Consider the following 13,629-nt stretch of genomic DNA (forward strand, 5'->3'; position numbering starts at 1 on the left):
CACGCTCTGTGCCGCGTCGGCGCAATCCGATAGTCCGGAGCCGTAGCGGGGCTAGCTGTTCGGGTCGGTCGAAGCGGTCGAAGCGTGCTGGGCCCTGGCGGCACGCGACGCCAGCGCGACCAGCGCCAGCACCGGCACGCCCAGCACCGCCGTGGCGATGAAGAAGGTGCTGTAGCCATAGGCATCGACGAAAACGCCCGAGTAACCGGCGATGAACTTCGGCAGCAGCAACATGAGCGAACTGAACAGCGCGTACTGCGTCGCCGAATAGCTGACGTTGGTCAGGCTCGACAGGTAGGCGATGAACGCCGCCGAGGCGATGCCGCCGGCCAGGTTGTCGGCCGACACCACCGCGATCAGCGCGTGCAGGTCGTGGCCGCGGCCGGCCAGCCAGGCGAAAAGCAGATTGCTGGCCGCGCTCAGCACTGCGCCCAGCATCAGCACCCGCATGACGCCGATGCGCATCGACAGCACGCCGCCGACGAAGGCGCCGACCAGCGTCATGATGACGCCGAACACCTTGCTGACGTTGGCCACCTCTTCCTTGGTGAAGCCCATGTCGACGTAGAACGGGTTCGCCATGATGCCCATCACCACGTCGCTGATGCGGTAGATCGCGATCAGCGACAGGATGAGCGCCGCCTGCCATTTGTAGCGGCGAATGAAATCGGCGAAGGGTTCGATCAGCACGCTCTGCAGCCACTCGGCCGCATTCTTGGGCTGTGGCAACACGCGACGGATGGGCTCGGGCGACAGCAGCACCGTCAGCACGCCGACCGCCATCGAGCCGGCCATCACGAGGTACGCCGTTTTCCAGGCGCCGTTCTGGTAGCCCGACGCACCACTCACCTCGGCCCAAGCCGCGACCCACAGCACTCCGGCACCGGCCCAGATCATCGCCAGCCGATAGCCCGTCTGGTAGGCGGCGGCGAGCGCGGCCTGCTTTCGCGTTTCGGCCGACTCGATGCGAAAAGCGTCGAGCGCGATGTCCTGCGTGGCCGAACCGAAGGCCACCAGCAACGCGCACCAGATCATCGGACGCAAACCGGCGCTCGGGTCGTTCACAGCCATGCCGACGAGCCCGACGATCACGACCATTTGCGCTAGGAGCAGCCAGCCGCGCCGGCGCCCGAGCAGCGTCGTAAGCGGTGGCAGCGGCAGCCGGTCGACCAGCGGTGCCCACACCCACTTGAAGCCGTAGGCCAGGCCGACCCAGCTCAGGAAGCCGATGGTCGCGCGGTCGATGCCGGCTTCGCGCAGCCGAAAGCTCAGCGTGCCCAGCACCAGCAGCAGCGGCAACCCCGCAGAGAAGCCGAGGGCCAGCATGCGCAGCGTGGCAGGTTCGAGGTAGACCTTGAGCGCGTCGCGCCAGGGCAGGGCGGGGGTGGCTTCGGCAGCCGAGGGTGCGGACATGAGGGCAATAGGGTGGGGCTCTCCTATTATTCCCTCATGCCTGCGGCCGCCCCGGCCTTGCCCGCCGGGCGCCGTCAGCGCCGGTGGTACGTAGGCGCCAGTTGGTACACCGGCGTCGGGATGCCTTCCATTCGCGCCTTGAGTTGCAACGCCAGAAACTGCGAATAGTGGCGCGACTGGTGCAGGTTGCCGCCGTGAATCCACAGCTGGGCGACCTGCGTCGGCTTCCACATGTTGCGCAGCTCGCCTTCCCACGGACCGGGATCCTTGGGCGTCGCGGAGCCCAGGCCCCAGCACTTGCCGACCTGGTCAGCGACCTCCGGTGAAATCATGTCGGCCAGCCAGCCATTCATCGAACCGTAGCCGGTCGCGTAGACCAGCAGGTCGGCCGGCAACGCGGTGCCGTCGGTCAGGGTGACCGAGTGCGCCTCGATGCGCTCGATGCCGACGCCGCTCCTGAGCTTGACACTGCCGTTGGCCACCAGCTCCGAGGCGCCGACGTCGATGTAGTAGCCCGAGCCGCGGCGCAGGTATTTCATGAACAGGCCCGAGCCGTCGACGCCGAAGTCGAGCATGAAGCCGGCCTTCTCCAGGCGCGCATACAGGTCGGCGTCGCGCACCTTCATGGCGTCGTAGATTGGCACCTGCATCGGCGCCATGATCTTGTAGGGCACCGAGGCGAAGGTCAGGTCTGCCTTGTCGGTGGTCATGCCCGCCTTCACCGCAGCATCGGAATACAGCCCGCCCAGCGCCAGCTCCATCAGTGAATCGGACGGCGCGATGTGGGTCGAGCTGCGCTGCACCATGGTGACGTCGGCGCCGTGTTCCCACAATGCCGCGCAGATGTCGTGGGCTGAATTGTTGGAGCCCAGCACCACGCATTTCTTGCCTTCGTACGCCTCCGGTCCGCGGTGTTTGCTCGAATGGTGTTGCTCGCCCTGGAAGTCGGCGGCGCCAGCGATCTCCGGCGTGTTCGCATAGCCCGAAACGCCCATCGCGAACACCAGCTGCTGCGGCCTGAGCACGACCTCCTTGCCTTCGCGTTCGACCACCACTTCCCATGCCTGGGTGGCTGCGTCGAAGTGCGCCTTTTTTGCGACGGTCGAGTGCCAGTAGTTGAGCTCCATCACGCGGGTGTACATCTCGAGCCAGTCGCCGATCTTGTCCTTCGGCGCGAACACCGGCCAGTCGTCCGGAAACGGCATGTAGGGCAGGTGGTCGTACCACACCGGGTCGTGCAGACAGAGCGACTTGTAGCGGTTGCGCCAGGCGTCGCCAGCCCGGGCGTTGCGGTCGACGATGATGGCCGGCACGCCGAGTCGCCGCAGCCGCGCTCCCAGCGCGATGCCGCCCTGACCGCCGCCGACGATCAGCACATAGGGCTGCTCGTCGTAGCCGAGCGTGGCTTCTTCTTGCTGCCGCCGTTCCAGCCAACTTTGGCGCCCGCGCCGCGCACCGTGTTCCGCTCCCTTGATGCGCCGCGCGCCGGTCTTCTCTTCGAAGCCTTTGAGCTCGGTCATGGTGGTCAGCAGCGTCCAGGCCTTGCCATGGCGCAAGCGCAGGTGGCCGCGGCCACGCGCCACTGCCGTCTCGAAGGTGAACCACGCATCGACCACCCCGTCGGCCTCGGTGGCCTGGCCTTCGACGGCAAAGCTGCTCGGCTTGGTGTCGGTGAGGCGCGCTTGCAACAGGGCGCGGATGGCCTCGGGCCCGTCCTGCGTGCAGATATTCCAGGTGAAGGCGACGAGGTCTCGCCAGTAACAGTCCGGCTCGAAGAGGTCGACGGCGGCGTCGATGTCTTCGCGTTCCAGGGCGGACGAAAAGTCCGCGAACCAGGCGCTGGCAGCCTGGGTCGGATGAGTCGACAGGTCAGTCATCGAATGTCTCCGTGCATGGGGGATCCCGGCAACAGGTTCCGGCGTCGAGCCGACGCGTGCCAGAGGTAAAACCCGTGGCGTTGCATCAAGTCGTAATCCGCATGCAGAACAGATCGTGGGCGCGAGTTGCGCTTTCGACAAAACAGTATTGCAATCGGTGGAACGTCTTAAGGGTGCTCAAGATCGAGATTTGACGGGGAAGGGGCGCACCCGCCACTAGAGTTGCCCCAATCCCGCAACTTCTTCACGGGGGTCAGGATTTATATGTGTTCTTGCTGATCGGTTTTGCGCGGTCATACGCCAAGGCCGAGTGGCACCCGGTGCCGTGGCGCGGCGCTGTGCTTGCATGCCTGGCTGTGCTGGCGAGCTGCGGCGCGCAGGGCGCCCAAACCGCTTGCACCCCCCAAGCGGGCTTTACCGCGTGCACCCAATTCAGCTACAGCGGTGTCGATCAGACGTTCACCGTGCCTGCCGGCATCACGACGCTGAACTTCAAGGCCTGGGGCGCGGGCGGCGGAGGTTCCGTGCCGAACGCGTACGGCAACGGTTCGGCCGGTGGCGGCTACGCGACCGGCAACCTCGTCGTCGCAGCTGGCAACAGCCTTACCGTGGTCGTCGGTGGCGGCGGCTCGGCTGCTACCGCATCGGCCGTTAGTGGCAGTCCAGCTTACGGGGGCTGCGGCGCCGGCAGCAGCGCCACGGGCGGCACGCCGCTTGTCGGCGGGGGCGGGGGCGGTCGCAGCGCAGTTCAATTGAGCGGCACTGAAAGGCTGACTGCGGGCGCTGGTGGCGGCGCCGTGGTCGATCAAGCGTACGACACGTTTCCAGTCGCGGGAGCGGGTGGCGGGACGACCGGACTGGCGGGCAGCAACTACGCGCCGGCCGGTTGCGGGGCTGCCGGTGGCTCCGGTGGACAGGGTGGCACCCAGGGTGCTGGTGGGGCGGGTGGGGTCAGCGCCGATTCGGCCCGAAACGGGTCGGCCGGTGCCGCGAGACAGGGCGGTGCAGGCGGCAACGGCGTCCCTTTTGCGTCATCCACCGGAAACAGTGGAGGCGGCGGCGGCGGAGGGGGCTACTACGGTGGTGGCGGCGGCAACGGCGACTCGAATATCAGCTGTGGCTCGCAGGCCGCGGGCGGCGGCGGTTCGAGCTACACGGGTGCCGTCACAGGGGGATCGACCACGGCGGGGACTGGCAGCACCGCCGGCAACGCGGTCGACAGCGTGTACGTAGCGGGCGTGGGTGCAGGCGGTGCGCAAGGCGCCGCCGGTGGCAACGGCTTGGTGGTGATCCAGTACAACTTGCCGCCCGTTGTCACATCGAGCATGACGGCCAGTGCCAACCCGCTGCTCGGTGGCGTATCGGGGCAGTACTACACGCTGGTGGTGAACGTAGGCACCGCGCCGACTACGGCGCCGATCAGCATCGCCGACACGCTGCCTGCCAATATCGTTCTGAGCGGCACGCCAACGATCGTGGCGGGCACCGCCGTGCTGTCCGGCTGCCCTTCCACTGGCGGCGCCACGGGCGGCTGCACAGTCGCTGCAGGCGTTGCGGTCGGCAGCTTTTCCATCCGGTTTCCGATTAGCGTCGCCACAACCGCAACCTCCGGCACCAACTCTGCCAACCTCTCGGGCGGCGGCGATCCCAACTGCACGGCAGTCCTGCCAGATGCATGCGACGCTACGACGCCGACCACATCCGTCTACAACCCGCCGCTGGTGATGCTGAACGCACAGACGGCTTACGCCGCATCGAACTCTTCGACTTTCGGCTACACCATCACCGGCCTGTCAATCAGCAGCGATTCGATCGCGACGGTCGGTTCAGGCTACACGGCGTCGTCGCAAAACGCTGCAGGCATCTACGGCACAGCGGGAACCACTGTCACGATCGTAGCGTCCGGTATTCCAGCAGGCTGGCCGACCAATCTGGATAGCGCGACATGTACCGATGCCAATGCTGCCACGGACGGCAACGGCTCGACCTCCACCAATTTCGCCAGCTACACCGGTAACACGCTCACGTTGCCCGGCACGGCAATGCGAGCCGGCGCCAGATTTACCTGTGCCATGGGCAACGCGCGTCCGAGCGTGTTCCTGAAAAAGCAGATCTTCGGCATCCCGCCAGATTCGGGACTATTCAACTTGACCATCGGCGGGGCGAACCTGACATCGGGCGGCAACCCTGTGTACAACGTCGGCAGCGGCGGAACCACCACAGGGGTTGGCGTCGATGTTGGCAGCGCGTTGACCCTGACTGAGACCGCAGGCACCAACACCAATCTAGCAAGCTACGTCTCCAGCGTCGCATGCATCGACTTTTCCTCCAGCGCCTATTCGACCGGCGTCGGCGGCTCTGCGGGCAATTACACACTCACCGCGCCTTCGGCCTCGAGCAGCGGCAAAGCCAAGAACCTGATCTGCACCATCACCAATACGCTGGCGCCCGGAGTCCTGGTGGGCAAGCAGAGCATCGGCAGTACCGGGACCTTCAACTTCTCGCTCACCGGCGTGACCAACACGAGCGACAGCGTGACCACGGTGAATCCGTCGGTCACGGTCGTGTCGGGCGTCCAGCATGCCGGCACTGTCGGCACAGCGATCACGGTCTCCGAGACGGCAACGCCCGGCTACACCACCAGCGCCAGTTGCGCCGATGCGAACAACTCGGTCACGGGCAACAACACGCCGATCGTCTCGGCCACCAACAGCATCACGATTCCTGCTGGGAACGTGAAGACGAGTGCGTCGTACGTCTGCACCTTCACTAACAACAAGCTGCCGACGGTCCGGATTACCAAGGTCAGCAATGGCGGCGGAAGCAGCGGTGTCGGCACTTTCGGCTTCACCGGAACCAACGGTGTCAGCGCTGTCAGCATCACCACCACGAGCCCCAATGTGGCGGCATCGGGGCCCGAGCAAACGGTGTCGTTGGCCAACACGGTGACGACGGTCAAGGAAAGCTCGGTGCCGGCCTTTTGGCCGAGCAACCCGGCCTCCGTGTTCTGCGTCGACAACAACGCGTCGGTTTCGGGCAATTCCGCCGGTGCCAACTACGCGACGCTGGCAGGCAACGTGGCGACGATTCCCGCAGCCGCGATGAAGAGCGGCGCCACTTTCAATTGCACTTTCTACAACACGCTCTACCCGCCGCCGAACCTGTCGTCGACCAAGACGCCCAGCGCCAATCCGCTGATCGTCGGCGCCAGCGGCCAGTCGTACACGGTCAATATCTTCACCAACGCGACGACGACCGCGCCTATTGTCCTGAACGACACGCTTCCGACCGGCATCACGCTGTCGGGCGTGCCGACGCTCATTGCCGGTACCTCCACCGGCACGTTGTCGGGCTGTCCTTCCAGCGGCAGCAACACCACCGGCTGCACGGTGGCGACCGGGGTCGGTGCGGGCTACTTCAGCATCAGGATTCCGGTCGACGTGGCGCCCACTGCCACCAGCGGCACCAACACCGCCAACATCGGCGGCGGCGGCGACGCCAGCTGCACGACGGCCGCCGACTTTTGCGACAGCACCACCGACAACACGCCGATCGCCGGCCTGCCCACGGTCAACCTGTGGAGCAACACCGCGACCGCCAGCGCTGCCACGTCGACCTTCGGCTTCACCCTGACCGGACTGTCCGCCACCACCGACAGCATCGCGGTCACCGGCAATGCGCTGGTGCGCTCCGCGCTGAACCTCACCGGCACGGTCGGCGTCGTGGCGACGATCCGCGAGTCGACCATTCCGGCCGGTTGGCGCACTTCGTTCGACGTGGTCGACTGCAGGGATTCCAATGCGCCGGGCGATGGCAACCCGACCAGCAATCTGGCGGCGCTGGCTGGCGCCACGATCACGCTGCCGGCCGCCGCGATGCGGGGCAACGCCAATATCACCTGCACGTTCTACAACCGCAGGCCGACCATCACCGTCGTCAATCAGATCCTCGGCACGCCGCCAGACAACGGGCTGTTCAACCTGACGATCGGCGGTGGCGCGCCGGGCGTCGACGGCACCGCGAACCCAGTGCTCGCCGTGGGCAACGGCGGCACCATCGCCAACATCGGCGTCAACGCGGGCGGTGCGCTCACCATCGCGGAGACGGTCGGCAGCGGCACGGTGTTCGCGAACTACTTGTCGTCGTTCGCCTGTCGGGACGATCACTTCGCCATCTATGGGTCCACCGGCGGGTTCAGTGGCAACTTCACTGCGACTGCGCCGCCTGCCAGCAGCAACTCCGGTGCCGAAAATCTGACCTGCACGCTCACCAACACCGTGCTGCCTACCGTCAAAGTCGCCAAGCGATCGACCGGCGGTACCGGCGCATTCGGATTCACGCTGAGCGGCGTCACGAACACGACCGATAACGTCACCACCACCACATCGGGCACGACAGTCACTTCTGCCACGCTGCATCGCGGGTCGGTCAGCACGGCCGCCACGGTCACGGAAACGGCCGTCGCCGGGTACGCCACTTCGGTCAGCTGTGCCGATACCAACGCGGCGGCCACCGGCAACTCGCCGGCGCTCGTCGCTGCTTCCAACACCATCACGATCCCGCCCGCCAACATGCTCGCAGGCGCAGCGTACGTGTGCACCTTTACCAACAACAAGGTGCCGTCGATCAGCGCGACCAAGACGACCAGTACGAGCCCGTTCCTGGTCGGCGCGACAGGTCTCTACTACTCGGTGAACGTCACCGTCGGCGCATTGACCACGACGGCCGCCATCACGGCAGCCGACACCTTGCCCAACGGCATCACGCTCAGCGGCACGCCCACCTTGGTTGCGGGCACCACCACCGGTGTCCTGAGCGGCTGCCCGACCAGCGGCAACAACCTCACCGGCTGCAGCGTCGCCAGTGGCGTGGCGCCGGGCACTTTCTCGATCCGCGTACCGGTCAGCGTGGCCGGCACTGCCATCGGCGCTGGCGGCGGCACCAACACCGTCAACCTGAGTGGCGGTGGCGACCCGTCTTGCACCTCGGCGGCAGGCGAGGCTTGCGATGCCAAGACCGCGGCGATTCCAGTGGTCGCCAGCAACCCAACAGTGCAGATCGTCAAGACGGTCGCCAGCGGGTCGGGCAGCAACCTGTTCGGCTTTGCGTTGAGCGGCCTGTCCGCGCCGACCGACAGCGTGACGGTGGTGGGCGCGGCGTCGGGCAACGGCGCTGCCAACCTTACCGGCACCAGCGGCATCGCGGCGACGCTTCGCGAGACCTCTCCCGCCGGTTGGCCAACCAACCCTCAGAGCGCGAGTTGCGTCGACGGTAATGCGGGCGTCAGCGGCAATCCTGCCACTGCCATCGGGACGCTGTCGGGCGCGTTGCTGACCATTCCGGCAGCCAACATGATCAATGGCGCAGCCTTCACCTGCACCTTCGTGAATGCCTATGCGTTCAGCGTGACCGGCCGCGTGTTTACCGACGACGGTGCGGGCGCAGGCACGGCCAACGACGGCGTGTTGAACGGCGCAGAAGCCGGGGCGTCGGGGGTGACGCTGAAGTTGCTCGATTGCGGCAGTTCGAGCCTGATCGCCACGGCCGTCACCGACGGCGCGGGCCGCTACTCGCTGGCGGTGCCGTTCGCCACCGCGGTCGGCGGCAACCTGTGCGTGCAAGAGACGACGCCCGGCACATGGCTCTCGACCGGTGCGTCGGTCGGGTCCATCGCGTTGCCTGCGGGCTCGCTCGTCACAACAGGCGGCACCGGCTACACCTACACCCGCGCGGTGCCGCTGGACGTCATCGCATTCGCATGGAACGGCAGCGGTCACGCCGACTTGAACTTCGGCGACGTACCGCCCAACACCTTCGCGACGGGGGAGGGCAAGAGCGGCACCGCAGGCAACACCGTGAGCTATCCGCACAGCTTCTCTGCGCGCAGCGCCGGGTCGGTCGGGTTTGCGATTGCCTCGTCGGTCAGGTCGCCGCCGCTGAGCGGCTGGAACGAGAAGATCATTGCCGACCCGGGCTGCACCGGTACGCTGCAAGCCGGCGCCGCCATACTCTATCCGCCCACCGTGTCGATGGTGGTCACGGCGGGCCAGCCGGTGTGCATCCTGGTGCAGGTGTTCGTGCCGGCGACCGCGCCGGCCGGCTACACCGACAACGCTGTGGTCCAGGCGAGCTTCAGCTACACCGGCGCGATGTCGGCATTGACGGCCACTTACACGCTGAACGACCTCACGACCGTTTCGGGCGGCGCGCTCGACCTCAAAAAGGAAGTTCGCAACCTGACGCAGAACGGCGTCTTCGGCTTCGACAACCTGGCCAAGTCGGGCGAAACGCTGGAGTACCGCATCACCTACACCAACAATGGGCCGGCGCCCATCACGGGGCTCGACGTCAACGACGTGACGCCCAGCTACACCACCTTCGTCGCGGCGACCGCAGGCACCACGCCAGCGGCATTGACCGCCTGCGCCAAGCGCACGCCGGGCAACCCTGCGCCACAGCCGACCGTGCCGTGCGCCACCGTGCAGTCGACCGGCGGCACCGGCCCCCTGCGCTGGAGCTTGACCGGGCCGCTCGATCCGGGTGCCAGCGGAACGGTGCTGTTTTCCGTCAAGCTCGACTGACCTTTCGCTCGCGCCGCCTTCCGCCCGCCGTGGGAATGCGCTGGCACGTCGCTTGCATGGCATCTTGTACACAAGACGGGATGCTTGACGATGGTGCATACGAAAAGCGACGGGGCCCCGGCTGCCTGGATCACCCGGTTCGACACCGCGGCGGCGACCGCGAGCGCTGTTTCGAGTGCGGCGGGCGCGCTGGCGGGGCTCAGCTTCGCCGCCAAAGACAACATCGACGTTGCCGGCGTGCCGAGCACTGCCGCCTGCGCCGAGTTCGCGGCTTTCCGTGCGACACCTAGTTCGCATGCCTATGTGGTGCAGCGCCTGCTCGATGCCGGTGCGGCATGCCTTGGCAAAACCAATCTCGACCAGTTTGCCTGCGGCCTGAACGGCACGCGTTCGCCCTACGGCGCGGTCCCCAACAGCTTCGATGCGCGCTATGTCTCGGGCGGATCGAGCTCAGGCTCTGCCTACGTTGTCGCGACCGGGCAAGTCGACTTCTCGCTCGGCACCGACACCGCAGGTTCCGGCCGCGTGCCGGCCGGGCTCAACAACATCGTCGGCCTCAAGCCGTCGCGCGGGCTCATCAGCGCACGCGGCGTGGTGCCGGCGGCGCAGAGTATCGATTGCGTTTCGATCTTCGCGCGCACCGTGGCGCTGGCGCTCGAGGTGCTGCACGCGGCAAAGGGCTTCGACGCGGCGGACCCGTACGCGCGGCAACTTGAACTGACGAACGTACCGTACCCGAAGCGCTTTAGATTCGGCGTGCCGTCGGCGCTGGCCTTCTTTGGTGACGACGCATCGGAAGCTGCATTCGCACACGCGATCGCGCGGCTTAAAGCAATGGGCGGCGTGCAGGTCGCCATCGACTACGCACCGCTCGCAGAGATCGCCGCACTGCTCTACGACAGCGCACTGGTCGCCGAGCGCTACGCCGCGGTGCGCGAGTTCTTCGACGCGCACGAGGCCGAAGTGATGGAGCCGGTGCGCGGCATCCTCGCTGCCGGTCGTGGTTACAGCGCGGCCGATCTGGTCGAGGCACAAATCAAGCTGCGCACACTGGCCCAGCGCGTCGCCCCAATGTGGAACGACATCGACCTGCTGCTGGTGCCGACTGCGCCGACGCACTACACGATCGAAGCGATGCAGGCCGACCCGGTCGTGCTCAACCGCAACCTCGGCGCGTACACCAACTTCGTCAACCTGCTCGACTACGCCGCGATCTCTGTGCCGAGCACCTTGCGGCCCGACGGCATGCCGTTCGGCATCACGTTGATCGGCCTGTGCGGCAGCGACTTGCAACTGGCGGAACTGGGCCAGCGCTATCACCACGCGAGCGGGCTCACGCAAGGCGCGACTGGCGAGCCGCTGCCGGCGCCCGTCGACGTGTTCGCGAACGCATCGACGGCCCCGGCAACATCAGCGCCTGCCATGGCGCGCGTCGCCGTCGTCGGCGCTCATCTGTCGGGCATGCCGCTCAACAGCCAACTTGCCGACCGCGGCGCGACGCTGGTCGCCAAGACGCAAAGCGCACCGAGCTACCGCCTCTACGCCTTGCCCGGCACCGTGCCGCCCAAGCCCGGCATGGTCCGCGTCGCGCCGGGCGAAGGCGTCGCGCTCGAACTCGAAGTGTGGGAGATGCCGATGGCGCAATACGGCAGCTTCGTTGCGCTCATTCCTGCGCCCCTCGGCATCGGCACGCTGGCACTGGCCGATGGCAGCAGCGTGCAGGGCTTCGTCTGCGAAGCGCTGGCGCTCGACGGTGCCGAAGACATCTCGCATCACGGTGGCTGGCGCAGGTACATCGCTTCGCGCTCATGACGCCTGCCCTTCTTCGCCTTCGCCTTCTTCTCCCGCCTTTTCCCTTGTCCTTTTCTCTACCGTCCCATTCAACGAGGAGCCCGAGTCCATGAGCAACCCCGAACAGTTTCATCGCGCATCGCGCCGGCAGCTTTTGCAGGCGGGCGCCGCGGGGGTCGCCGTGCTGGCAGCACCGGCCATCGTGCGCGCCCAGACCGGCCCGAAAATCCGCATCGGCTTTTGGCCCGTCGCGGCCGGTCTGCCGTTTTTTGCCGCCCTTGAAAAAGGCTACTTCAAGGAAGCCGGACTCGACGTCGAGCCGCTCAAGTTCGCGGGCGCGCAGCAGGTGATGGAAGCCATGCTCTCCGGCCGCGGAGATGGCAGTGCCAACGGCACCGGCACGGCCAACCTCGCCATCGGCGAGATCGCACAGCCCGGCCTGTTCAAGATCTTCTGCACCAACCCGAGCAACGTGAAGTACGTGCTCGACGAGTTCATCACCGGCAAGGACAGCGCCATCAAGACGATGGCCGACCTGAAGGGCAAGCGGGTCGCCTCCGGGCCCGGCATCCAGAACACCACGCTGTGCAAGACCATGCTGGAGCGCGCCGGCGCAACCGGCGCCACGGTGACGGAGCTGCCCATCGGCCAGCACGTCGCCTCGCTGGTGGCAGGCCAGGTCGACGCCTGCTACACGCTGGAGCCGACCGGCACCATCGGACGCATGAACGGCACCACCCGCGTCATCGAAGCGGGTGTCGTCGCCAAGTACATCCTGGGCGATCCGATGGCGCCATGGCACGGCGGCGCGGGCAGCCTCACGACCGAGTTCATCAAGAAGAACCCCGAAGTCTCGAAGAAGTTCATCGCGGCCTATGCACGTGGCGTCGACCTCGTGCGCACCAAACCAGACGAAGCCCGCCAGTTCATGAAGGGCTACACGGCCATCGAAGGGCCGCTCACCGCCGAGGTGCCGCTGGCCTCCTACATGCTCTACAACGAATTCAAGCCGAGCGACATCGCGTACTTCCAGAAGTTCTACGACCTGTTCAGCGACAAAGGCATCTTCGAGAAGAAGGTTCCGGTCGAGCCTTTGATCTACAAGGCCTGACCATGGCCGACGCCACGATCAGCACCACTCCACCGTCCGCCACGGCGATGCCGTGGAAACCGCCTGCCGGCGCTGCCGCCGTCTCGGTGTCCACGGCACCCGCCTGGGACCGCTTGCTGCCCTTCATCGGGCCGATCGTGCTGTTCATCTTGTGGGACCTGGTGGTGCGCTTCGGCTTCATCAAGCAGATCCTGCTGCCGACACCGATCGACACGCTGCACGCACTCGCGACCGGTCTCGCTGGCGGGCCGCTGCTCCTCGATTTCGCGGTCACGGTGTGGCGCACGCTGCAGGCTTTCGTGATCGCGGCCGTCATCGGCGTACCGCTCGGCGTGCTGCTCGGCAGCAATGAAAAGGCGTACCGCAGCGTCGAGTTCCTGATCGACTTCTTTCGCTCGACGCCCTCGTCCGCACTGATCCCGTTGTTCCTGCTGGTCTTCGGCGTGTCGGACGTCAACAAGGTGGCCATCGCCGCCTTCGGCGCCTTCCTCATCGTGATCTTCAACAGCGCCTACGGCGTGATGAACGCCCGCAAGCAGCGCGTCATGGCGGCCCGGGTGATGGGCGCTTCGCGCTGGCAGATCTTCAAGGACGTGCTGATCTGGGAGAGCCTGCAACCGACCTTCGTGGGCCTGCGCTCTGCCGTATCGATGGCGCTGGTGATCGTGATCGTGGCCGAAATGTTCATCGGCTCCGACAGCGGCTTGGGCCATCGCATCATCGACGCGCAGCAGGTGCTCAACGTGAAGAGCATGTACGCGGCCATCCTGGCGGCCGGCGCGTTGGGCTATGCGCTCAACATTCTTTTCCTGCTGGCCGAGCGCCGCATCGTCCATTGGTCGGGGAGGTGAGCACC

General features: G+C 66.4%; 6 protein-coding genes. 4 read left to right on the forward strand and 2 right to left on the reverse strand.

The annotated features are described in order from the left end of the window. Positions 1 to 51 precede the first annotated feature (51 nt). A complete protein-coding gene (locus tag H7F36_RS06545) occupies positions 52 to 1,413 on the reverse strand; it encodes an AmpG family muropeptide MFS transporter (protein WP_187053922.1) in 1,362 nt (453 codons plus the stop codon). A gap of 74 nt (positions 1,414 to 1,487) precedes the next feature. Next, complete coding sequence (locus H7F36_RS06550) at positions 1,488 to 3,290, reverse strand: NAD(P)/FAD-dependent oxidoreductase (protein WP_187053923.1); 1,803 nt, start codon at positions 3,288 to 3,290, stop codon at positions 1,488 to 1,490. A 266-nt stretch (positions 3,291 to 3,556) separates the two neighbouring features. On the opposite strand from H7F36_RS06550, the gene H7F36_RS06555 reads away from it, so the two are divergent. The 4 genes from H7F36_RS06555 (at position 3,557) to H7F36_RS06570 (ending at position 13,624) form a co-directional block, all read left to right on the forward strand. Next, complete coding sequence (locus H7F36_RS06555) at positions 3,557 to 9,871, forward strand: DUF11 domain-containing protein (protein WP_187053924.1); 6,315 nt, start codon at positions 3,557 to 3,559, stop codon at positions 9,869 to 9,871. A 90-nt stretch (positions 9,872 to 9,961) separates the two neighbouring features. Then, complete coding sequence (atzF, locus tag H7F36_RS06560; RefSeq protein WP_187053925.1) at positions 9,962 to 11,683, forward strand: allophanate hydrolase; 1,722 nt, start codon at positions 9,962 to 9,964, stop codon at positions 11,681 to 11,683. Between the two features lie 88 nt (positions 11,684 to 11,771). Then, positions 11,772 to 12,773, forward strand: coding sequence for an ABC transporter substrate-binding protein (locus tag H7F36_RS06565; protein WP_187053926.1), 1,002 nt, complete (start codon positions 11,772 to 11,774; stop codon positions 12,771 to 12,773). Between the two features lie 47 nt (positions 12,774 to 12,820). Beyond that, positions 12,821 to 13,624 (forward strand): ABC transporter permease, encoded by an 804-nt coding sequence (locus H7F36_RS06570; RefSeq protein ID WP_410003082.1) that lies wholly within the window; start codon positions 12,821 to 12,823, stop codon positions 13,622 to 13,624. The last annotated feature ends 5 nt before the right edge of the window (positions 13,625 to 13,629 follow it).

Source organism: Variovorax sp. PAMC28562 (genome assembly GCF_014303735.1).
Taxonomy (GTDB): Bacteria; Pseudomonadota; Gammaproteobacteria; order Burkholderiales; family Burkholderiaceae_C; genus Variovorax.